19 protein-coding genes are annotated in these 22,248 nt (G+C 48.4%); 13 read left to right on the forward strand and 6 right to left on the reverse strand.

Annotated features, from left to right (window positions below):
- Entirely contained in the window at positions 1–1,554 is a 1,554-nt protein-coding gene (locus DUW71_RS08630) for a cytochrome ubiquinol oxidase subunit I (protein ID WP_119394843.1), read from the reverse strand.
- 345 nt (positions 1,555–1,899) lie between these two features.
- Entirely contained in the window at positions 1,900–2,622 is a 723-nt protein-coding gene (locus tag DUW71_RS08635; RefSeq protein WP_119394844.1) for a 16S rRNA (uracil(1498)-N(3))-methyltransferase, read from the reverse strand.
- Between the two features lie 15 nt (positions 2,623–2,637).
- On the opposite strand from DUW71_RS08635, the gene DUW71_RS08640 reads away from it, so the two are divergent.
- On the forward strand, positions 2,638–3,030 hold the full coding sequence (locus tag DUW71_RS08640) for a hypothetical protein (RefSeq protein ID WP_158583947.1): 393 nt from the start codon (positions 2,638–2,640) through the stop codon (positions 3,028–3,030).
- Here the strand turns inward: DUW71_RS08640 and DUW71_RS08645 are convergent.
- Positions 3,024–3,683 carry a DUF4336 domain-containing protein gene (locus tag DUW71_RS08645; RefSeq protein WP_119394846.1) on the reverse strand — a complete coding sequence of 220 codons (660 nt, stop codon included), beginning with the start codon at positions 3,681–3,683 and terminating at the stop codon, positions 3,024–3,026. The two genes, DUW71_RS08640 and DUW71_RS08645, sit on opposite strands and share 7 nt — an antisense overlap.
- 74 nt (positions 3,684–3,757) lie before the next feature.
- Here DUW71_RS08645 and DUW71_RS08650 point away from each other — a divergent pair, with 74 nt between their 5' ends.
- The 5 genes from DUW71_RS08650 to DUW71_RS08670 are packed head-to-tail and all read left to right on the forward strand — an operon-like array spanning position 3,758 to position 8,071.
- Positions 3,758–4,177 carry a BLUF domain-containing protein gene (locus DUW71_RS08650; protein WP_119394847.1) on the forward strand — a complete coding sequence of 140 codons (420 nt, stop codon included), beginning with the start codon at positions 3,758–3,760 and terminating at the stop codon, positions 4,175–4,177.
- A 55-nt stretch (positions 4,178–4,232) separates the two neighbouring features.
- Positions 4,233–5,189 carry a hydroxymethylbilane synthase gene (hemC, locus tag DUW71_RS08655; RefSeq protein WP_119394848.1) on the forward strand — a complete coding sequence of 319 codons (957 nt, stop codon included), beginning with the start codon at positions 4,233–4,235 and terminating at the stop codon, positions 5,187–5,189.
- The gene (locus DUW71_RS08660; RefSeq protein ID WP_119394849.1) at positions 5,170–5,832 is read left to right on the forward strand and encodes a uroporphyrinogen-III synthase; all 663 of its coding nucleotides are present in this window, start codon (positions 5,170–5,172) and stop codon (positions 5,830–5,832) included. The genes hemC and DUW71_RS08660 overlap by 20 nt, the downstream gene beginning before the upstream one ends.
- Positions 5,829–6,866: a uroporphyrinogen-III C-methyltransferase gene (locus DUW71_RS08665; RefSeq protein WP_119394850.1), complete on the forward strand. Its 1,038-nt coding sequence runs from the start codon at positions 5,829–5,831 to the stop codon at positions 6,864–6,866. Before DUW71_RS08660 ends, DUW71_RS08665 begins: the two co-directional genes overlap by 4 nt.
- A complete protein-coding gene (locus DUW71_RS08670; protein ID WP_119394851.1) occupies positions 6,863–8,071 on the forward strand; it encodes a heme biosynthesis HemY N-terminal domain-containing protein in 1,209 nt (402 codons plus the stop codon). The genes DUW71_RS08665 and DUW71_RS08670 overlap by 4 nt, the downstream gene beginning before the upstream one ends.
- On the opposite strand, the gene DUW71_RS08675 is transcribed toward DUW71_RS08670, so the two are convergent.
- The 3 genes from DUW71_RS08675 to DUW71_RS08685 are packed head-to-tail and all read right to left on the reverse strand — an operon-like array spanning position 8,068 to position 11,518.
- Positions 8,068–9,666 carry a sensor domain-containing diguanylate cyclase gene (locus DUW71_RS08675; RefSeq protein WP_119394852.1) on the reverse strand — a complete coding sequence of 533 codons (1,599 nt, stop codon included), beginning with the start codon at positions 9,664–9,666 and terminating at the stop codon, positions 8,068–8,070. The genes DUW71_RS08670 and DUW71_RS08675 overlap by 4 nt on opposite strands.
- A gap of 15 nt (positions 9,667–9,681) precedes the next feature.
- Positions 9,682–10,551 carry a hypothetical protein gene (locus DUW71_RS08680; RefSeq protein ID WP_119394853.1) on the reverse strand — a complete coding sequence of 290 codons (870 nt, stop codon included), beginning with the start codon at positions 10,549–10,551 and terminating at the stop codon, positions 9,682–9,684.
- Positions 10,552–10,588: 37 nt separating this feature from the next.
- Positions 10,589–11,518: a CYTH domain-containing protein gene (locus DUW71_RS08685; protein ID WP_119394854.1), complete on the reverse strand. Its 930-nt coding sequence runs from the start codon at positions 11,516–11,518 to the stop codon at positions 10,589–10,591.
- Between the two features lie 195 nt (positions 11,519–11,713).
- Between DUW71_RS08685 and DUW71_RS08690 the strand changes: the two genes are divergently transcribed.
- From DUW71_RS08690 to DUW71_RS08720, 7 genes are all read left to right on the forward strand, one after another.
- Positions 11,714–12,394 carry a TIGR00153 family protein gene (locus DUW71_RS08690; protein ID WP_119394855.1) on the forward strand — a complete coding sequence of 227 codons (681 nt, stop codon included), beginning with the start codon at positions 11,714–11,716 and terminating at the stop codon, positions 12,392–12,394.
- Positions 12,395–12,400: 6 nt separating this feature from the next.
- Positions 12,401–13,666: an inorganic phosphate transporter gene (locus tag DUW71_RS08695; RefSeq protein ID WP_119394856.1), complete on the forward strand. Its 1,266-nt coding sequence runs from the start codon at positions 12,401–12,403 to the stop codon at positions 13,664–13,666.
- A 331-nt stretch (positions 13,667–13,997) separates the two neighbouring features.
- Entirely contained in the window at positions 13,998–15,374 is a 1,377-nt protein-coding gene (hemN, locus tag DUW71_RS08700) for an oxygen-independent coproporphyrinogen III oxidase (protein ID WP_119394857.1), read from the forward strand.
- Between the two features lie 47 nt (positions 15,375–15,421).
- A complete protein-coding gene (argA, locus tag DUW71_RS08705; protein WP_119394858.1) occupies positions 15,422–16,702 on the forward strand; it encodes an amino-acid N-acetyltransferase in 1,281 nt (426 codons plus the stop codon).
- Between the two features lie 56 nt (positions 16,703–16,758).
- On the forward strand, positions 16,759–17,571 hold the full coding sequence (gene pyrF, locus DUW71_RS08710) for an orotidine-5'-phosphate decarboxylase (RefSeq protein WP_119394859.1): 813 nt from the start codon (positions 16,759–16,761) through the stop codon (positions 17,569–17,571).
- 73 nt (positions 17,572–17,644) lie between these two features.
- Positions 17,645–18,769, forward strand: coding sequence for an ABC transporter substrate-binding protein (locus DUW71_RS08715; protein WP_119394860.1), 1,125 nt, complete (start codon positions 17,645–17,647; stop codon positions 18,767–18,769).
- Positions 18,769–22,236, forward strand: a complete 3,468-nt coding sequence (locus DUW71_RS08720) for an ATP-binding protein (protein ID WP_119394861.1) — start codon at positions 18,769–18,771, stop codon at positions 22,234–22,236. Before DUW71_RS08715 ends, DUW71_RS08720 begins: the two co-directional genes overlap by 1 nt.
- Positions 22,237–22,248 lie beyond the last annotated feature (12 nt).

Here is a 22,248-nt window from a genome sequence, read left to right on the forward strand (position 1 = left end):
TTAAGCCTCCGATTTGCCAGTTTCTAAATCGTACTTGCCAGTTTTTAGTGTTGATGGCCCTTTGCGTGCAAAGTGCTGCATTAACCATACTTCCACTGCAATAAACACCGCGTAGAGCACTGTAATAACTGTCATCGACACAATTAAATCCGACACTGCTAAGTTCGAGGCAGCAATGTGAGTTGGCAATAACTCACCTACTGCCCAAGGCTGGCGACCATACTCGGCAACAAACCAACCCGCCTCACAGGCAATCCAAGGTAGTGGCAAGCTGTATAGCGCAGTCTTTAGCAACCAAGTTGGTTTTTCTGGTGTGCGTTTGGCATTGTAGTAGAAAGCCACAGCAAACAAGATCAGCATAAAGAAGCCAATGCCAACCATGATGCGGAAGCTCCAGAACAGTGGTGCAACCTGAGGAATAGAGTTTTGAGTCGCAAGCTCGATGTGTTCTTGCGTTGCTTGGGTAATGTCCTCGGTATACGGCGTGAGTAGCAGCCCATAACCTAGGTCATCTTTTACTTTCTCGAACTCTGGTTTAACCGTTAAATCGCCGGCGCGTAGCTTCTCAAGTAGCGTGTAGGCATAAATACCATTGATAATACGCTGACGGTGGATTTCTTTTAGGTCTTTCAGACCGGTCACTTCCTCATCTAGCGAACGGGTGGCAATTAAACCCATTACGCCTGGAATTTTTAGGGCGAAGTTCGTCACCTCGGCCTCTTGATCAGGGAAACCGATCACAGTGAACGATGCTGGTGGCTCATGCGTTTCCCACTCAGCTTCAACCGCCGCTAGTTTCACTTGCTGCACGTCACCGAGCTCATAACCAGACTCGTCGCCTAGTACAATCACCGACAGCGACGATAACAAGCCAAAGGCGGCTGCAATGGCAAACGAGCGGCGAGCAAATGGCAGGTCACGTTTTTTCAGCAAGTACCAGCTTGAAATGGCTAATACAAACATAGCAGCGGTGACATAACCAGCCGAAACCGTGTGAACAAATTTAACCTGAGCAACCGGGTTGAAGATGAGTGCGCCAAAATCAACCAGCTCCATGCGCATGGTTTCGTAATTAAACTCAGCGCCCACTGGGTGTTGCATCCAGCCATTAGCAATCAGAATCCACATGGCCGATAAGTTGGTGCCCAAGGCCATTAACCAGGTCACCATCAGGTGTTTTACTTTTGATAAGCGATCCCAGCTGAAGAAGAACATGCCTACCAAGGTTGATTCTAAGAAGAATGCCATTAGTGCTTCGATGGCGAGCGGAGCACCAAAGATGTCACCAACATAGTGAGAGTAGTACGACCAGTTGGTGCCAAACTGGAACTCCATAGTGATACCGGTTGTGACCCCGAGGGCAAAGTTGATACCAAACAACTTGCCCCAGAATTTAGTCATATCGCGGTAAATTTCTTTACCGGTCATCACATAGGTAGATTCCATAATCGCTAGGATGAATACCAAACCTAGCGTTAATGGCACAAATAAGAAGTGATACATCGCGGTTAAAGCAAATTGCCACCGCGACAACTCGACGACGAGCTCTGACATACTGCACTCTCCAAAGAATTGATTATTCGCGTTGTTTTCCTAATGGCTAATCCCTGAACTCAATGCCCGTGGAGTACAAAGATTTACCGAACGTTAATAATCTAGTTGCTTGTGGAAAATGCGTGCTGACCTATGTCAGTTGGTCGTTTAGTTGTAACTTAATAGCAAAAAGTTATGTTAAATATCGCCCACCTTGCCATTCACTTAAGCAATCCTCGAGGTGGTAGTGGTGTTCGATATGAGACCGTCACCCGCAGGGAGCGGGTGTCGAGCCTACATGGATGTACTAGCGGTGTGTCGATGATCGAATTCCTCTACCACCAAAAATGCTTGAGTAAATGCCATTCAAATATCGCCCCACCTTGCCTGTAGTAGCGATAAGGCAACTACAGGTGCGGTTTCGGTGCGCAGTATACGAGGGCCAAAAAGGGTGCCAACAAAGCCTAGGGTCAAGGCTGAATCAACTTCGGTATCGGTGAGCCCACCTTCAGGGCCAACTAACAAGGCAACTCGCTTTGGTGTTGGCATTGATGTTAGAGGTTGCGCATCGCGTGGGTGCAGCACCAGCTTGCAGTCTGCTTCGATGTTTAACCAATCGTTGAGGGAAATCGGTGGGTGGATAATTGGCACGTCACTGCGGCCACATTGTTCGCAGGCCGAGATGGCAATTTGCTGCCACTGCTGTTGTTTTTTGTCGCTGCGTGAGCCTTTTAGACGCATCTCACAGCGTTCGCTATCAAGTGGCGTTATTTCATTCACCCCAAGCTCGGTCGCTTTTTGCACGGCGTAATCAAAGCGGTCGCCCTTTGACATCACTAACCCTAGGTGGGTATGCAGTGGCGAAGGAGGGAGTGTATCTAGTACGGTTTCAACTCGCACCACAGCACGTTTAGCTTGTACTGCTTCTATGACCACTTGATAACATTTCGCCGCTGGGTCAAATACTTCAATGGCACTGCCAACTGGTAGGCGTAATACCCTTAAAAGGTGATGGCTAGGGCCTTCGTTGAGCACGAACGACTGTTCAGAAGAAATGATTTCTGGGTTGTAAACTCTAATAGTACGCATAACCAGCTCGTTAAGATGACCAGACGTTCATTGTCTGTCAGCGATAATTATCGTGCAATAGTCGCATCGTTTTTGTTCCACCGTATGAGGCGCTGTGAAAGCTCTGTGAAATCTTCGGCTTATGTATCCTGGACAATGGTCGTTCTGGCGCCATTTACGGCAGGTGTCACCCTGGTATTGGCGTGGTTAATCGCCTGCTTAGCAAAAAATCCTGCTACCCCTTGGTTAGCTGAACATTTTGCAGCCGTGCGCGTGGTATTCTGGTGGTCGCTGTTTTGGGCAGTAGTAGGGTATATTTTAACCATGCTGATCGTTGGCTGGCTGATTTTGGCAACGTTATCAATATGGCTATGGTACCGCGCAGCCATGGGGTTAAAGCGCTTAAACGAACAGCGTGCACCTTATTGATCTTTTTGTAGGTTGAGTAACTGCTCGACCTGATCGGTCAAGCCGATTGAGCGGCCAATTAAGTATTCTGGTGCCAATAGGCGGAAGTATTCTAGTGCCCGCCGGCTATTTTCTTGGTTGGTGCGATTGCTGCGATGTTTTTTAGCAACCTCCAAGACGCCATTGTGCGAGCCTTTTAACCATCTGCTTAGCAGCCCTTGAGGTTGCGTAACAAATCCCTCCACTAACAAGGTTTTGCTTTCGTAGTGATAGAAAATCGCTTCACACGGGTCGTTCTTTAACAGTAATTGGTCGAGTTCACTAGACCAGGTTGGGTCGGGCGACGCCCATAGATCGTTGCTAAATGCGATCTGCTTGCCTTGTTTTTGTGCTGCGCTGCGCACGCCTGGGCTTGCCCAGAACTGGCAGTTTGGAAAGGCTTTTTGCCAAGCGTGCGCCGCACCAATAAAGTCGCTACTGCCGACTATTACATGCTGCAACTCACCCAGCATGGCGATGCTTGTTGCCAGTGCTTGGGTGAACGGTGGCGCGCCCCACAATACCAAACCACCTTGTTGCAGGCGAATGATGGCAGCATGATAGCTAGGTGTATGAATCAACCAAAGATTATGGTGATGTGCCACCAAAGGTGAGCTAACGTTTTCGGTTGGCACGTACTACACTCCAATCAAACGAGTTTCTGGCTGCCACTTGCGTTATGGAGGCAGCATTAAATGGGAGAATCAAAATGACACTAGTGCGCCTAGTTTACGCCAGTCGAGCGACTGATCAAATGCAAACCCATGACATCGTTGCAATATTAGAAGCAGCAAAACGCAATAATGGCAAACTAGGCGTGACTGGCATGCTCATTTTTAACAGTGCCTATTTTTTGCAATGTCTCGAAGGCCCACGCATGGCGGTAAACCATATTTATCAAAATATCGCTGCCGATAAACGCCATGCGCAGCCGGTGTTGCTGGACTACCGAGAGATTTCTGAACGCCGCTTCCATCAATGGACCATGGGCTATATTGGCGAAGACAAGTTTCTCGCCGAGCATTTGTTGAGGTACTCCGGCACCGATCAGTTTAACCCATTCGAAATGTCGGGCGAGTCGGCGCATAGTCTGCTGCTAGCGGCTGCAGAAGAGTTGCCAACCATTTAGCGTCTTGGCGAGGTTGCTGGTAAACTAGCGTTTTTTCGACGTTTGGAGCCGCGACATGCCAACGCTTACTATTGCCACACGCAAAAGTCCTCTTGCCTTGTGGCAGGCCTATCATATTAAAGACCGCTTGCAGGCCACTCATTCGGATCTAGATGTCGAGCTACTAGAGATCTCTACCAAGGGTGATCATATTCTCGATGTGCCACTAGCAAAAGTAGGTGGCAAAGGTTTGTTTGTAAAAGAGCTCGAACAAGCACTCTACGACGGCCGTGCCGACATTGCTGTGCACTCAATGAAAGACGTGCCAATGGAGTTGCCTGAAGGCTTAGTTTTACCTGTGATTTGTGATAGAGAGTCGCCATTTGACGCTTTTGTAAGCAACCATTACGCCCATGTGAATGATTTACCAGAAGGCTCTGTAGTAGGGACTTCTAGCTTGCGCCGGCAAGCACAGCTATTGGCGGCTCGCCCAGATCTAACTATAAAGTTTTTACGAGGTAATGTCGGTTCGCGTTTGGCTAAGTTAGATGCTGGCGATTATGATGCCATTATTCTTGCGGCTGCGGGGTTGCAACGTTTGAAGTTGGGTGAGCGTATTCGCCACACCCTGGATGCTAGCTTGAGTTTGCCTGCTGTTGGGCAGGGCGCACTAGGCATTGAGTGTCGAGAGAGTGATCTAGCCACGCAAGCGCTTATCGCCCCACTTCATGACGAACATACCGCCATTACTGTTAGTGCTGAGCGAGGTATGAATCGTCGCCTAGAAGGTGGTTGCCAAGTGCCAATTGCAGGTTACGCAACCCTTGCCAACAACAAACTGCATATGGAAGCCCGTGTTGGTGAGCCAGACGGCAGCCTACTTCATAAAGTAAGTGAGAGCTTATTACTAGAAGACGACCGCCCTGCCACCGCGCAGGCCGAAGCCTTGGGTATTGAACTGGCTGAGCGGTTATTGGAAATGGGGGCTGGCGAAATACTAGAGCGTCTAAGCGATGATTCTGTTAACCCGTAATACTCGTACGCTAGCGCGTGAGCTGAGCCACCGTGGCGTTGATGTTGAGCAGTTCGACTTGTTACACAAGCAACCACTGCCACTAGACGAGTCAACACTCGCCTTGCAACACAAGCCTTATAAAAATGTATTTGTCGCTAGCCGATTTGTTGGTGAGTGTTGGCCGCTAAACGTTCATGCCCAGGCAAAGTTTTGGGCACCTGGCGCGTCAACAGGCAAGTGGTTAGCACAGTCGTTTGAGTCTGTTAGTTGGCCTAATGACGGCGAAGGGATACAAGCCTTACAGCCAACAGACGATGGCGCTTGGTTGATTCTCACGGCAAAAGCTGGACGCAGTGCGCAGCTAGCCAAGCAAGTCGCCAACGCTGATGTGATTGAGCTCTATCAAACGAGTATTAGCCAACCTGAGTTAGCGCGCTTAGCATTGCGTTTGTCTTCGCCAAAGCCTGTAACCATCGTCGTTACTAATACACAGGTGGCGGATGCATTGGCTCAGTTGCCTGATGCTCAGTTTTGCCGATATATTGTAAGCAGTGAGCAGGTTGCGCATTGCCTAGAGCAAGCAAATATCTCTGACATTAACATTGCCGGCGGTGCTAGCGAAGCAGCATTGCTAGATGCCATCGTAAAGGATGCCTCATGAGTGAAGAGCAAGCGACTGAACAACACGACGTTGCACCGCAAGAGCCAAAGCAAGAGCCAAAGCAAGAGCCAAAGCAAAAAGCAAGAACACCATACTTTGCCCTAATTTCATTGCTCATTGCTGCCTGTGCACTGGGACTTAGTGGTTGGCTAGCTTGGCAAATGCAGGCAAGCACTCAGTCGACAACACAGACTTCACAGCAGCTGACTTCATTAGAACAAGCGCTGTCTGCAACGCAATCTGAACTGGCAGACCTGAGTGCGCAACAAAACCAGTTAGAAGCGAGCATTAACGCGCAAGGCAGCAGCACCGCACAGCTCACTCAACGTTTGAGTGATCAGCAAAATGCCTTGCAAAGCTTTGCCGAGCAATTATCGAAAGTGAACCCGAATCCAGACAGTGCTTGGTTGGTTGCCCAAACTCGCGGCTTATTAAGGCTCTCCGAGCAGCAAGTGCTGTTAGCCGACGACGTTGACGGTGGTATCTCACTGCTCAAACAAGCACGAGACACGCTAGCCGGTAATTCAGACCCTAGGTACTTTCCAGTTTTACAGGCTATCGATGAACAAGTGCTAGCATTGCAATCAATCGAGACAGTCGATTTGTCTTCACAAGTCAGCCGTCTACAAGCGCTCATCAGTAATATTGAGCAACTGCCATTAACACCATTGCAAGTAAAACAACAAGACGAAGCCGCCAGCGATGATGCTTGGCAGTGGTTAACCTCTCTAGTAGCGGTGAGCCGCTTTGATGAAACTCAGGCAGCTGTGATAGCGCCCGAGCCATGGTTAAAAGCAGCATTAAAAGCCCAGTTAGAACAAACCAAGGCTTTGCTATTGCTGGGAGATGGAGCGGCTTTTAAGTCGCAACTTGCTCAGCTTACCGATTGGCTGACTACCTATGTTGCACCATCCAATGCGCGCCAAGCTTGGCTAGACCATTTACAAGCGCTTAACGATCTAAACCTAGAACTTGTTGTGCCAGAGAACTTTGGCGAAGCCCGCCGCCTTCTTGATGGATTGGAGGCGCTATGAAACTGACAACACTGATCTGGTTGGCCATTGCTCTGGTGATCATGGGGTTTGTTGGTCAGCTTGTTGCCGCCGATGCGGGCTATGTGTTATTGCAGTACGGCCAGTGGCGTATAGAAACGAGCATCTGGTTATTGCTTATTGCCTTAGTGCTGTTCTATGTCGTGGTCCGGTTTGCGGTTTGGCTATTTACCCGCGGCGTGTGGCTTAAGCAGTTTGGTGATTGGCGCAGCCGACGCAGCCAGTTGCAAGCAGAAAATCATCTTCAGAATGCGGTCTTGCACTACTTAGACGAAAAGTATGCAGCAGCTGAAAAACTATTTGGCAAAGCCACGCAGAAGCAGGGGGCATGGCTAGCTTGGTTAATGAGTGCTCGCAGTGCTTGGGCACAAGATAACTTAAATACTGCCTTACACTTTTTGGATCAGGGCAAAACCGAATCACCAAAGCTAAAGCTTTTATTTGACCTGCAGCGCATCGAGTTTTTGCGTGAACAAGGCAAGCTAGAGCAGGCATTGGCGGTAGTGAAAAACCTCGCCGAGCAGTATCCAAAAAATGGCTATGTGACCAAACAATGGTTAGCTATTTCAATTGCCCTGAAAGATGGTACCGGCGTGGTGGAATCATTGCCGCGGTTGCTCAATAACCATTTACCTGGGCGGCGCAGTGAAAGCCAGCGCATGGTGAAAATGTTAACCGACCAGGTGCCAGAGTGGTTGCATAATTGTTTGGATGAGCGTCAGCAGAAATCGCTTATGCAGCTTTGGTATCAATTAGACAAAACCACGCGGGCAAAACCCGAACTTGCCTGTGCGCTGGCACGGATTTTGGCGGCGCAAGGTGCCAATAAACAGGCTATTGCGATTATTCGCCATGCTTTGAAGCAGTCAGTGAACGATGAACTATTGGTGCTATACAGCGAAGTGATTGACAATGCTGAGCAACAGCTGCAGGACTTGGAAGTATTGGTGAAAACCGAACCCAACCAAGCAGCAGCATTATTTAGCGCAGGGCGCTTGTGTTTGCACTTGCAGCTATGGGGGCGAGCAAAAGACTATCTCACTCGCTCGCTGTCGCATAAAGATACCCAGTCGGTACGTATTGCATTGTTAGCATTAGCAAATGCCACCAAAGATATCGCCCTACAGCAGCAACAACAAGAAGCGCTGCTAGCGCCAAAGCTAAAAGCGTTAGGGTTTAATTCTTAAGCGCACACTCGGTTGCGCCCAGATTGTTTGGCTTCGTACAGCTTAACGTCAGCGCGCTCAATAAGCTCATTGCCTAGCTCGCCTGCTATCAAGCAGGCGATGCCCACGCTTATGGTCATATTGATCGTGCCGCGGTCACAATAGAAGCTTTCGTTGGCGACCACTTCGCGTATGCGTTCCAGAACAAACTCGGCGGCTTCGAGAGTCGTTTCTGGCATGACAATAACAAACTCTTCCCCACCTGCACGGGCTAAAAAGTCTGTGTTGCGCAATCTTGGTTGAATTAGTTGCACAAGGTGTTTAAGCGCTTGATCTCCTGCTTGGTGACCAAACTTGTCGTTGAGCTGCTTAAAGTGATCTATGTCTATGACGGCAACCGAAAGTGGACGGCCATAGCGAGTGGCCCGGTCAAGCTCCTCGTCAATACGTTCTGCTAAGCCCCTGCGGTTAGCGCAACCAGTTAGTGGGTCATGCAAGGCTAGCTCTGCGAGCTCACGGTTAACCGCTTCTAATTGGCCATTGGAGGCTTGTAATTCCTGGCGGTACCAACGAGCACGCAAGGTATACACAACCGATGCCGTTAACGCATACCAAAACATAATGATCCCCAATACCAGAACGCCAGCGGCAACTGGCAATTCACGCTCCAACCGCTTGTGGTCGGGTAGGGGTTCATAAGCATTCACATAAAGCGTACCACCATCAAGCTCAACCATTGAGGTGGTAATCAGGTGTGGCAGCGTTCGGCCGAATCGAGCGTCGGTGACATCAAAATACCTAGGTTGCCCCGCTACCCGAGGCTGAGTTTCTTGGGCGCCAACTAACTCCATGGTGTCGCGATCATAGAGTGCTTGTAATTGTACCCGCGGCAAGTCCAATACCGGGGCGCCCGAAAGGGCTTTAAAAATCATTTCAGAGCGGTCGGAGAGGAATACAACGCCCTGCGAGTCGGCAATGAGCACGCCTTTTTGTTGTACCGCTTCTGATAGCGTTTCGCGGTTAACTTTGATGGTTGCCGCACCAATAATATCGTTTTGGTTGTTCAAAATTGGAAAGCTAAAGTAAAAACCCGCCCGCCGATTGGGAGGTCCGTAGCGAAACTCAAATGTGGCGTCACCAGCTAAGGCGGCGCGGATATGCTGATGGCTTTCTAATAAAGTGCCAGTAAGGTCGGCTGGGCTGTTTGCATTGCTAGTAAGAATGACCTTGCCTGAACGATCGGTGATGAAAGCATTATCAATACCAATATTCAGGGTAAATGCCGACAAAAACTCATTAATTGCTCGGGTGCTTTCGCTAGATTGGCTATCAGTATTCTGGCGAATCTCAGGCAAGTTGGCCAATACTCGGGTTAACCCTGTGTATTGGCTGAACTGCTTAAACAAAGCACGGCTCGCCTCGACCGCTGTTGCCTCAACATTTTCAGTTGCTAGCTCAAGTGCTTGGGCCTTACTGCTTTCTTGCCAACTCCAAGCCAGCGCCCACGCCAATATGATCGCCAAGGGAACCGTGGCTAAAGATAAGATTAACACGAAGTTGGTGGCGTTTTGTTCAATTTGGCGACGAATCGCATCAAAACCCAAGATATTACGCACAATACAAAGTTGGTACTAGAAGTGAATATGCCAATAGAGTAACTGGCTGGTAAACAATAATCTATCGCTCATTTGTAATGCCAAGCCAAAGCTGAGATCGTCATCAATTTGCCAGTGCCAACTTGCTGTGGACAGATTAGGCAACTGGTAAAGCTCACTTGCACTCACAGCGGCATAATTATCTCCAACAAACACCTCTGCTTCTATGGTGTGTGCTTGGTTTGTCCATGCGAGGCCAAACAGTCCACCCTGTCCCCAGTCGTCGCCAACTTGGCTTGCAAGCATTGATGCACCAAGCGACCAATGGTTTTTCTGCCAAAGGCTACCTAAACGCAGTGATTGCGCGCGTAAAGAACTCGTGTCGTAGGTGATTTGGCCACCTTGATGGGCAAGATGGTGCTCAAAAAGCAGAGAAATCTGTTGGTTAACTTGCCAAGTTGCCCGTTGTAGTACATCAAAATATTCGGCTTGATTTTGGCGCTCAATGGTTCGCCACAATACTTGGGTTTGCCAGTCGGTCGTTTCGCCTTGATAGCCCAGCTGCAAACCTTCCTGCCATACTGGGCTTGGATTGGCTTGCCTACTGGGCCAGTTGCGCGCTTGATCAAACACTGAATGATGTAAATTGAGCGGCCTCAGACTGCCAAGTTTCAGATTGAGCAAATATTGGTCACTAGCCAGTATTAACCATGGTCTGAATACTGGCTGGTTAGCGAAAGCCAATTGGGTTTGGCCGCCAATGGTAAGAGAGGTTTGATTAATCGTAGTTTGCCAGCCAATTTGCCCGAGCAGTGCGAGCTGGGTATAGCCTTCGATTTCACTGTGGCCAACCCACTCACGATTGTTGACCACGCCGTCAAAGTTGCCTGTGAGTTGCCAAGCCATTGTGCTGCTACTTAGGCCTAACCACAAAAGCAGTACTCTAATCCTCATCGTACAAGCCTTGTGCGATGGAAATAAGTGTTTGACCCAAAGCTGGTGTTGCAAGCAACCGTTGGTGTTGGTTCTTTACCTGAGCTAACTTGCTTTGTTCGGCGATGGTTGCTGGGAGAATGCTAAGAATTGGTTGGCACAGCTTTAGTAGCTCAATGCAGTCTCCTTGCAGGCTTGTAGCCTTGGTGATAGAGAGCATGCGCAAGTTAGCAAGCGAAATCGCTGCTTGCTGCCAAGCAGCTAGTTTGCTGCTATAGCTAAAACTTTCTAAAGCATTAGTGAAGTGATTAAGCTGCGCTGCAACGGACTCTTCAGCACAGGGTGCCAATGAGTCGTCACCAGAAAGAAGCCGGTAACCACGTTGTGCCTTTGAAACATTGTTAGGCAGTAAGGCAAACTGTCGACATAATCGTGTGGCTAGGTCGTAAAGCTCACTTGCCAGCCCAGATTTTAGCTCTAGCTCAATTTCATTGATTGCATCAACCTGGTTGTTCGCTTCCACGCCGCCTACGTCCATTACCAGTTCTATTTCGCTGTGCTGAAAGCTGATTAGCCAAGCATATCGTTTAAAGTTAGTCGTGAACTGCGGCTGCACTTGTTGCCAATCAATATTTGGTAGTTTGTCTGTTAGCTCTGCAACATCTAGCTCGGGTTTCACTAGTGGCCAGTCATACTCGTTGCGCTGATGTAACCCGCCCGCGGCCTCTCCTGCTGTTTTTAACGTCATGGTATGACTGCCATCATAAGAGCGAATACGCAGTGCCACTTTCTGCTGGCTAAGTGCTTGATCTGGCGTATCAAAATAGGCGTTAGCAAGCTGTGAAATGATGGGGTCGGCAAACTGTTTTTGGCACCAATCTATAATGGCTGAGCTGTCTACAGATACTGCAGATAATTTGAGTTCAATTTCTTTCGCCACAACAACCTCCTAAGCAACGCTGTAGTCTACATGGCATAGCAAATGGGTCAAAGGTCATGCTTCGACAGCCTGATGTAGCGCATTAATTAACCAGTATTAAAAATAAAAACGCAAAAAATTACCATGTAACTATGACATTTTGATTTCGAGGCCATATAATCCGCGACAATTTCAACGATGCACTTAGGAGGCAGCATGGCCGCCGAAAGTCCTTTAATTGACTTGTTTGGTCGCTCACCGGTCAAACCAATTCAGGAACATATCAGCAAAGCACGCGAATGTGCCGAGTTATTACCTGTCTTTTTAGACGCAGTGGTAGTAAAGGATTGGCAGCAAGCAGAGCTGGTTCGTAAGCAGATTTCTGAAAAAGAGCATGAAGCTGACGCGATTAAAAAAGACATCCGTTTGCACTTGCCAAACAGTCTGTTTATGCCTGTGCCACGTTCAGACTTGCTTGAACTACTTACCGTACAAGACAAAATTGCCAACGTAGTAAAAGACATTTCCGGTGTGATGCTAGGTCGCAAAATGGAAGTGCCAGCGACATTGGTAGAGCAATTTATGGCCTATGCAAAACAAGCAGTCTCTGTTGTTGTGCAAGCGCATGAAATTGTCGCCGAGCTTGATGAGTTGATGGAGACCAGCTTCCGCGGGATCGAAGCTGAGCGTGTGCACCGTATGGTGGTTGTTTTGGATGAACTAGAAACTAATTCAGATCAGCATGAGAGAGTGATTCGCCAAGGATTAATGGCATTGGAACGTGAGTTGCCACCAATTGACGTTATGTTCCTATACCAAGTAATTGAAGAAATTGGCGTAGTTGCTGATCACGCTCAGCGTGTGGGTGCGCGTCTACAAATCCTGCTAGCGAGATAATCACCAATGGAATTATTGTTACAATACCAGCACATACTTCTGCCTCTGGCGGCAGTATTCGCCTTCATTATGGCCTGGGGCGTTGGTGCCAACGACGTTGCAAACGCCATGGGTACGTCGGTTGGTTCACGCGCACTAACCATCAAACAAGCAATTGTTATTGCAATGATCTTCGAATTTGCCGGCGCCTTCTTAGCCGGTGGCGAAGTGACCTCTACCATCCGTAAAGGCATTATCGACCCGAACGTAATGAACGGGCATCCAGAGTTGCTGGTATACGGCATGATGGCGTCTTTGTTGGCTGCGGGTATATGGCTGGCTGTAGCCTCAATGAAAGGCTGGCCGGTATCGACTACGCACTCAATTGTTGGTGCTATTGTTGGCTTTGCCGCAGTAGGTGTTGGCGTTGATGCGGTTGAGTGGAGCAAGGTTTGGTCAATTGTTGCCAGCTGGGTAACCTCACCAGTGATTGCCGGTACTATCTCGTTCTTTATGTTTGTATCGGTTCAGCGCTTGATTCTAGATACCGAAGATCCTTTCACCCAGGCGAAGAAATGGGTACCTATGTACATGTTCTTCGTTGGCTTTATGATTGCCATGGTTACCTTGCTAAAGGGCTTAAAGCATGTGGGCATCAAACTGTCGTTCGTTGAAGCATCATTGCTTTCTGTTGTCATTGGTTTGGTTGTCACGGCGATCGGCTACACCTTGCTGCGCCGAGTAAAACGCGACGATAAAGCAGATGAGAAGTTCCGCTTTGCTTCAGTTGAACGTATTTTTGCGATCCTTATGGTCTTCACCGCCTGTGCGATGGCGTTTGCGCACGGCTCGAATGATGTTGCCAACGCGATTGGCCCAATGGCAGCCGTGGTATCTACCCTTGAAAATGGTGGTCAGATTGTTGAGAAATCGGCACTGCCAACCTGGGTACTGCTGCTGGGTGCGCTTGGTATTGTTGTGGGTCTAGCTACCTACGGCTTTAAAGTAATGGGCACAATTGGTAAGAAGATCACTGAGCTGACGCCTAGCCGTGGTTTTGCTGCTGAGTTGGGTGCGGCAACGACGGTAGTAGTGGCCTCAGGTGCTGGTATCCCAGTTTCTACAACTCAAACTCTTGTCGGTGCAGTGCTAGGGGTTGGTTTAGCGCGCGGCATCTCAGCACTTAACTTGCGTGTGATTGGTACTATCTTCACGTCATGGTTAGTTACCCTGCCAGCCGGTGCTGGTTTATCTATTTTGTTCTTCTTCGCTCTAAAAGGCGCTTTTGCATAATTTGAGTGTGACAAGCTTAAATAAAAACGCTTAAGCAAAAAAAGCACCATCCGCGAGGATGGTGCTGAAGAGACACAATCCAATTGTGTCAGAGGAGAACAACACTCAGCTGTAAAAGCACGATGGCTTCACATGCCGACTGCTATCGAGTTCACATAATAACAACAAAGCGGTTGATTGAATAGCTTAATTAACGTGCCTCCCTCCTATTTGTTCATTAATTAGTCACATTTTTCTAGGTTAAAATAGAGGCCTATTGACTTACGTCAGGTTTGCTTTGCTAGCAGCCTTCATAATGCTGCGATAAGGGTAGTGTAAGCATGGGGTTAGTATGTCTGAGCAAGTGCAGTGGTCTGCAGCATTGGTGAAAAAATATGATGGTAATGGACCAAGGTATACGTCTTATCCAACCGCGCTTTGCTTTGAACAAGTAACACAAGCACAATATCTCAGTGCATTAAGTCAGGCCGGTAGAAGCTACGAACCGCTATCGCTTTATGTCCATATCCCATTTTGTCGTCATCTTTGTTATTACTGTGCCTGTAATAAACACGTCACCAAACAGCAAGACCTAGCAGACAAATATATTGAGCATTTGGCCATCGAAATGTCTCGCTTAGCTGACTTTTGCGGTGCAAGGCCAATTAAACAATTGCACTTTGGTGGTGGTACGCCAACCTTTTTAACAGTTGAGCAAATGCAGCGAGTCTGGGCCTTGCTGGACTATAACTTTGATCTGTTTTCGCTGCCTGATCATGAGTTTTCTATCGAGATTGACCCTAGGGTCACCGATGAAAATTATCTGGCAATGCTTAAAGAGCTGGGCTTTAACCGCATTAGCATTGGCGTACAAGACTTTAACCCAGCCACCCAGAAAGCGGTTCATCGTGTGCAACCCTATGAATTGGTAGCTCAACGCATGCAAGCAGCACGCGACCTCGGCTTTCACGGCATCAGCATTGACCTTATTTATGGTTTGCCAAATCAAAGCGAAGCGACCTTTGAGCAAACACTCAGGCAAGTACTGGACCTGTCACCAGATCGCATTGCCATGTATAGCTATGCCCATTTACCAGACAGGTTTGCTCCGCAAAAGCGGATTGACAGCCACGAAGTGCCAACCCCAGAAACTAAGCTAGCCATACTTGGTAATAGCATTCAGCAGTTGCAGAGCGCGGGCATGGTGTACATTGGCATGGACCATTTTGCCAAGCCTGATGATCCGCTAGCACAAGCGCTGTATGGGCAGTCTTTGCAACGTAACTTCCAAGGTTATTCAACTCATAAAGGGTTGGATATGTTGGCGATGGGGGTATCTTCAATCAGCTTTATTGATGGACAATACTTCCAAAATGAAAAGTCACTAGACGCTTGGCAAAACAAAATTGCCGCCGGTGAAATGCCAGTTGCCAAAGGCTATGAACTAAATGATGATGATATTCGCCGCCGCTGGATTATCAGTCGTCTGAGCTGTGCGATGCCAATCAGTTATAGCGAATACCGTAAAGAATTTGGGCGTAATTTCTTAGCCGACTTTAAAGACGTGCAGCCCTACCTGCAAAATTTTGCTGATGACGGATTAATTAAGTTATCGGCGAAAGGAATAGACGTTTTGCCGACGGGACGCTTGTTATTGCGCCCGATTTGCATGTTATTTGATGCTTATTTAACCGATCAATTGCGCCAGCGCTACTCGCGCATTGTTTAACGACGCTTGGCGACCTAAAATCACCTTAGAATAAGTGAGGTCGCCGAGTGAATATTGAACAGTTCGTAGAGTTTTTCCGCAATAGCTCACCATACATCCATAGTTTGCGGGGCAAGACTGTCGTGGTCTTGCTCACCGACGATAGCCTGCGCGGTGATATCGACAATTTAGTCGCCGATCTTGCATTGCTTGCCAGCTTGGGAATCCGCTTGGTGATTGTGCAAGGTGGCCGGGCACAGATTGCTCACGCATTGGATGAAAACCAGTACTACCAAGGTATTCGAGTAACTGATACGGAGGCGCTCGACGCTGCTGTGGCAGTATCCGGTAAGCTAAGATTTGCGATTGAGGCAGCGTTCTCTCGTAGTCTCATCAATAGCCCAATGTTTAACAGTGAAATGCGTGTGGTGTCAGGTAATTATGTTTATGCTCGTCCAATTGGCGTGATAAACGGTGTCGATTTTTTGTACTCTGGCAAGGTCCGCCAGGTACATAACAAGGCCATCGCCGACCAACTTAAACGCAATAACATTGTTTTACTCTCCCACATTGGCGTGTCGGTCACCGGCGAGCTGTTTAACGTGGAAGCGGGCGAAGTTGCCGTTGCAGCCGCGCAATCACTCAACGCCGATAAACTCATTATTGTTGGCGATGACATCCAGTGTCGACCTGAAAATGGCCGCGAGTTAACTGCCTTGCAAGCGAGGCAGCGACTCACTTCGTTAGATATCAACACAACCGGTCGGCAAACGTTGCAAACACTTTGCCGCGCTTGTGATGCGGCGATTCCGCGTGTGCAAGTTGTGAACAGCCAAGTTGATGGCGGCATTCTAGCCGAGCTGTATACGCGCGATGGCGTCGGCACCATGGTATCGCAAGACAACTATGACCAGCTGAGGCAAGCCAATCTGTCTGATATTGGTGGCATTCTAGCGCTGCTACAGCCGTTGGAAGAAAAAGGCATCTTGGTGCCAAGATCACGCCAACGCCTAGAGACAGAAATAAGTGAGTACTATGTCTTTGAACGAGATGGGTTGGTGATTGGTTGTGCTGCGCTGCACCCTTTTGATGACATGGCGGAGCTCGCTTGTTTGGTGATTCACCCAAACTATCGCGGCCAACATAGAGCTCAAAGCCTGTTGCAAGAAGTTGAAAAACAAGCTTTGGCGATGGGCTGTCACGGGTTGTTTATTTTAACCACGCAAACGGCTCATTGGTTTGTTGAGCGAGGGTTTATCAAAGCGACCAAAGAGCAGTTACCAGAGGCACGTCGGCAAAAGCTCGATGCAAACCGCAACTCACAGGTTTATATCAAGGCATTGCGCTGACAGTCGCCAAATTCTGTTACACTTAGCCATCGCATGTCCGAGAGTTAGGAGCACCTGTGAGCTTTAGCACTGATCTACGCAATCGCTGGCAACAGCAAGATACCCTAGTTTGTGTTGGTATTGATCCCGACATTAAGCGCCTGCCTGAACATTTACGCAGTGCCGAAGGCTTATTTGAGTGGGGAATGAACATCATTGATGCGACAGCGCCTTACGCCTGTGCATTTAAACCGCAGATTGCTCACTTTGCTGCCTTGGGTGCGGAAGATATCTTACAAGACCTCATTAAACACGTGCACCGCATGCACCCTGGTTTGCCTGTTATCTTGGATTCAAAGCGTGGCGACATTGGCTCAACAGCCGAGCGTTATGCGCGCGAAGCATTTGAGCGCTTTGAAGCAGATGCGGTAACGGTAAACCCTTACTTAGGGTTCGATGGCATTGAGCCGTTTACCGAGTACCAAGATAAGGGTGTGATCGTTTTATGCCGTACATCAAACCCATCGGCGGCGGAGCTGCAAGGCTTAACGTTAGAAAACGGCAACAAGCTTTATCAACAAGTGGCGATTACTGCTTGTGAAAAATGGAATCAGAATAACAACCTAGCACTGGTTGTTGGTGCTACTTGGCCAGACGAAATGGGTGAGATTCGCCAGCTCGTGGGTGATATGCCGTTTCTAGTGCCTGGCTTGGGAGCGCAAGGCGGTGATGCCGAAGCTGTACTGCAACAAGGAAAAACTGCTGATGGCACTGGCTTAATGATTTCCAGCTCACGCGGCATTATATTTGCCAGCGAAGATGAAACTTATGCTGAATCAGCCGGCCAAGCGGCTATGGCATTGCGCGACCTGGCCAACCAATACCGTTAATTTAAGTAACCAGCGCCATAGGCCGCAAAAAACTTAACTATAGTGAACATAGTTGGGCATTTGCGAGGTACCTATGCGCTGGTTGATCCTACTTTTTATCACGTCATTCGCGTCTGCTAATCATTGGCAGATTATGGTAAACGCCGATTTCACCACTGGCGGTAAACAAGGCGGTGAGGCCATACTAGCAGGGGCTCAAATTGCCGTTGCAGAGATCAACGCTGCCGGCGGTGTGCTTGGTAAGCCAATTGAACTGGTTGTCCGCGACCATAGAGCAAACCCTGCCCGCGGCATATTACATGTAGAGCAAGCCAGCGAAATGCCCAACTTGCTGGCTATTCTTGGAGGTATTCACACGCCGGTTGTACTCGCCGAGCTAGAAACCATTCACCAAAAAGACCTTATTTACTTAGTGCCCTGGGCAGCGGGCACTCCCATTATAGATAACGGCTATAACCCCAATAATGTGTTTCGTTTGTCGTTACGCGATGAGTGGGTTGGCGAGTTTTTAGTAAAGGAAGCGCAAGACCTAGGCTGCCAACATACTCACTCGATGCTAGAAAACACCGGCTGGGGGCGCAGCAACGAAAAAGCCTTGTTGCAAGCTTCACAAGAACTAGGATTTCCTCTGCTACCCGCGGCTTGGTTTAACTGGCAAACCGAGCTGTTCCCGCAGTTAATTGATGGCATTTATGAGCATGGTGAAACAGATTGCCTGTTTTTTGTTGGCAACGCCCGCGATGCCGTGAACTTTGCTAATGCGCTAATAGCCGGTGGTGAGCAGCCTGCTGTGCTGTCGCATTGGGGCGTAGTGGCCGACGACTTCGTTGGTCATCTTGGGCTGGATCAGCTGCAACGCATTAGCTTTAAATGGGTGAATACAGTTTCTTCCGGGCAAGCAAAAACGGCAGTAGGTGAAGAATTATTGGCTCAATATCAACGTCAATATGGCTCGCCGAACAACAGCTACAATGGCGTGGTACAAGCCTACGATTTAGTGCATTTGTTAACCAAAGCGGTGGCCCTTGCTGGAGACATCCAAGCTAGTGCCATCCGAGACGCGCTGAGGCAAATAGAAAGTCATCAAGGGGCAATGAAGACTTATTCTTGGCCGTTTAGAGATTCCAACGAAGCCTTGGCACCAGAAGACTTGTTACTGCTGCAAGCTAACGATAACGGCATTGGAGTGCCGTTTTAATGCAATCTCTGTGGCGTTATGTTGTTAAAAAATCGCTGGGCACACTTGTAGGCGTGAGTCTATTTGTATTTGTGGTGCTAGTCGTTGTGGCTGCTAGTATTCAGCGACAACTAGTCGACCGTCAGTTGCAAGCAGCAGGGAAAAGCTATCACCTTATTGTTAATGAGCAATACCAACAGTTACAAGAACGTTTAGAGCAGTTTGCTGCCAATGCAATCGTAGTTAACGCACTAGTTGACTACAACGGCCGGCAAGCCTACCTTCCAAGTTTTATCGAGAACCTATCTCTTGCATCAAGTGAGCGCACACCATTGGCCGTAGTGGATTTTCGCGGTGAAGTGATTGCCTCGAACAATGGGCGTATAGCTAATTGGTACCCCGACACGTCTTTGTGGCTCGATCGCGTGTTAGAGGATGGTCAATCATGGACGTTTATTGAAGATGGCCACTTGTACTTAGCGAGCCCAGTCAAAATTAACAGATCACCTGAAGGGGCTTTTGTTGCAAGGGTTTCACTCGATTATTTAATGCAGCAAAGCGCTTTTTCGCGGCCAGATCGAGCGCTCGTGCTGCTAGATGATAAACAAACTGTTCTGTACTCAACAACAAACGACCTAGTACTAGAGCAGGCGCTTGAGTTACCTATATCCGGTTGGTTCAGTAGCGCTCCTCAAAACGACTTAGCGCTGCAGCCTGTCATCCTGCAGGATGAACAGGCGATTGGGTTGCTGCAGGATGGCTTTGTATCAATGCTGGTGGTATCGGTCGCTATTGTTTTGGGAGTGTTCTTTGTCATTTCTTTGGTGACCTTGTCTTCGGTTAAACAGTTATTACACGACTTAAAGTCCGCTATGAGTCGCGATTTGCAAACACTCGATACCAGCGAAGTCATCACTAATCACACAAATGTCAGTGAGTTGGCGGAAGTGGTCCGTATCTTCCATCACAGCATTACGGGAATGCGCGCAGCCACCACCTCAAAGGTAGAAATTCAATCAATTCTCGATAGCTTGGATGCGGCAGTATTGATAACTGATGATCAGTTAGTCCTGACTTCTTGCAATCAAACCGCCGAAGAATTGTTACGACCAGCTGCCGGTTCATCTGTTCCACATAGTATGGGCCTAACTAATGACTCGTCATTGTTTGGTGAGGAAGCGAGGGTAGAGCATTCACTAAACGGCAGCACATGGTTGTGGACGCGAGCCGACAAGCAGAATGCCAACAATGAGAAAAGTGGCTTTGTATTTGTTGGCACGGATATCACGCTGGTGCGACAGGCAGAACAAGAGCTCAAACTACTGAAGTTGGCAGTTGATACTGCCAATAATGGAATTATTATTTCAGAGTATTCTGACGCCCAGCCTCTCGTGTTTGTTAACCATGGCTTTGAGTTGATTACGGGCTTTAAGGCTGAAGATGTGCTGGGTAAAAAGTGTGATTTTCTGCAAGGCCCAGAAACTAATACCGATTCAGTCAAAAAACTCGCCAATGCGATTCGTCATCAGAAAGCCGTTGAAGTGGAGTTAGCAAATTATCGCGCTGATGGAAGTTTATTCTGGAATCAGTTGTCGTTATCTCCTGTTAAGAACGATCAAGGTGAAACCACGCACTACATTGGCATTCAATCGGATATCACAGATCGGCGAGAGGCTGAGCAACAACTCATTCAAGCCATGCATGAGGCCGAGTCTGCCAACCGGTTAAAAAGCCAGTTCGTAGCCAATATGAGCCATGAAATCCGCACACCAATGAATGCCATAACTGGCATGGCTGAGTTGGCGTTGGCTACCGGTCTAAGCAGCAAACAAAGGAGTTATATCGAAAAGATTCAGCTAAGCAGCGAGGCTTTGCTATCGATTATTAACGACATTCTCGACTTTTCAAAAATTGAAGCCAATAAGCTTGAGCTAGACTATCATCCGTTTTCCCTACCAGATGTGCTCGCAACGAGTTGTGCCATCTTTGGTGAGCAAAGCCGAGCCAAAGGCGTGCCGATTTGGGTGGAAGCCAACCCTTCACAACCTTGTAACTTTATTGGTGACTCGCTGCGAATACAGCAGATTTTGAACAACTTGCTGAGCAACGCGTTAAAGTTCACCGAAAGTGGTGACATTCGACTCTCAGTTGCTTATCAAGCGTCGCACCTGGAATTAACTGTTTCAGATACCGGCATTGGTATGAAACCAGAGCAGCTAAAGCTTCTCTTTAAGCCGTTCCAGCAAGCTGACAGCAGTACCTCACGGAAATTTGGTGGTACTGGCTTAGGGCTCAACATAAGTCAGCGTTTGGCTAACCTAATGGGTGGCAACATTGTCGCCAACAGCGTTCCAGGAGAGGGCACTGTATTTACCTTGAACTTGCCAATCGCCGAAGATCCGCAAGCCTCTAACTTTGAACTACCTCCTATAAAGGTAGCGCTACAAATGAGCGATGCGCAACTCGCCGAGCACTTGCAGGAAACGTTAATGTCTGCAGGTATTACACTTAGTCAAGATATGGCTGTTTGCCAACGCGTCATTGTGGACGATGAGGCGTTGGCGGGCGTGCTTGGAGAAAAGGCACTGCTAATAGGGCGCCGAGAATCTGACAATGCAGCGATGACAATGCCATTCACCCCCTATCAGTTGATCGATACGCTAGTTAACAAAGCTCAAAATGAAAGCGCCAAGCTAGGTGAGCCGCAGTTCGAAGCTAGGATATTGGTTGCAGAAGACAATGATATTAATTGGCAAATTGTAGAAGAGTTGTTAGGGCGTTGTGGTATTAAGCCGGCGCACGCGCGAGACGGCGCACAAGCAGTATTAATGGCGCTCGAGCAGTCATACGATCTAATTTTTATGGATGTGCAAATGCCGGTAAAAGACGGCTTGCAGGCAGCAACCGAGATTCGCCAGCATGGCTTCGAGGCGCCTATTGTTGCACTAACTGCGAATGCAATGATGAGTGATAGGCAATCAACCGAAGCAGCGGGTATGAATGCGCATTTGTCTAAACCGTTTAAACCCAATGAGTTGTATGAATTGCTGCGCCAGTTATTACCGCATAAATTACTAGAGGGGGCGTATAACCCTAAAACAGTGCCAGAGAAGCCCGCTGACTTGCCAACAGCAGAACAAGAAGTCACAGCAGAAGCTGAATTCAATGAATCCTACGCGCTTGCCAATGCTGCTGGCAGCATAGATGTGTTAAAACAAGTTGTTGCACAATTTGTTAGCAATCATGCGGATGATATCCAGACGGCGGCTGCTGAATACTTAACTGATCGTGACGCTTCACATCGGCGCTTGCACACGTTAAAAGGTTTAACGGCGATGTTAGTTCAGAATCAGGTGACCGATGCTGTCATGCAGCTAGAGCAGGCCGTGAAGGCTGGAGAAGATGTGGCAGAGGTTAAGTTTACGCGGGTCAACGAACAGCTACAAAGTTTAGTGAGAGCCCTCAAAGAGTGGCTCTCACGGCAGTAGTGTTTGTCGCGC

Source organism: Salinibius halmophilus (assembly GCF_003577475.1).
In the GTDB taxonomy this organism is placed as follows: Bacteria; Pseudomonadota; Gammaproteobacteria; order Pseudomonadales; family Natronospirillaceae; genus Salinibius; species Salinibius halmophilus.

What these genes read in the sequence shown, in the direction of transcription:
- DUW71_RS08650 (WP_119394847.1), top strand. Translation starts at nt 3,758, where the DNA reads ATGACACTAGTGCGCCTAGTTTACGCCAGTCGAGCGACTGATCAAATG.
- DUW71_RS08695 (WP_119394856.1), top strand. Translation starts at nt 12,401, where the DNA reads ATGGAATTATTGTTACAATACCAGCACATACTTCTGCCTCTGGCGGCA.
- DUW71_RS08690 (WP_119394855.1), top strand. Translation starts at nt 11,714, where the DNA reads ATGGCCGCCGAAAGTCCTTTAATTGACTTGTTTGGTCGCTCACCGGTC.
- DUW71_RS08630 (WP_119394843.1), bottom strand. Translation starts at nt 1,554, where the DNA reads ATGTCAGAGCTCGTCGTCGAGTTGTCGCGGTGGCAATTTGCTTTAACC.
- DUW71_RS08670 (WP_119394851.1), top strand. Translation starts at nt 6,863, where the DNA reads ATGAAACTGACAACACTGATCTGGTTGGCCATTGCTCTGGTGATCATG.
- DUW71_RS08720 (WP_119394861.1), top strand. Translation starts at nt 18,769, where the DNA reads ATGCAATCTCTGTGGCGTTATGTTGTTAAAAAATCGCTGGGCACACTT.
- DUW71_RS08680 (WP_119394853.1), bottom strand. Translation starts at nt 10,551, where the DNA reads ATGGCTTGGCAACTCACAGGCAACTTTGACGGCGTGGTCAACAATCGT.
- DUW71_RS08640 (WP_158583947.1), top strand. Translation starts at nt 2,638, where the DNA reads ATGACCAGACGTTCATTGTCTGTCAGCGATAATTATCGTGCAATAGTC.
- DUW71_RS08660 (WP_119394849.1), top strand. Translation starts at nt 5,170, where the DNA reads ATGATTCTGTTAACCCGTAATACTCGTACGCTAGCGCGTGAGCTGAGC.
- DUW71_RS08715 (WP_119394860.1), top strand. Translation starts at nt 17,645, where the DNA reads ATGCGCTGGTTGATCCTACTTTTTATCACGTCATTCGCGTCTGCTAAT.
- hemC (WP_119394848.1), top strand. Translation starts at nt 4,233, where the DNA reads ATGCCAACGCTTACTATTGCCACACGCAAAAGTCCTCTTGCCTTGTGG.
- DUW71_RS08665 (WP_119394850.1), top strand. Translation starts at nt 5,829, where the DNA reads ATGAGTGAAGAGCAAGCGACTGAACAACACGACGTTGCACCGCAAGAG.
- DUW71_RS08635 (WP_119394844.1), bottom strand. Translation starts at nt 2,622, where the DNA reads ATGCGTACTATTAGAGTTTACAACCCAGAAATCATTTCTTCTGAACAG.
- hemN (WP_119394857.1), top strand. Translation starts at nt 13,998, where the DNA reads ATGTCTGAGCAAGTGCAGTGGTCTGCAGCATTGGTGAAAAAATATGAT.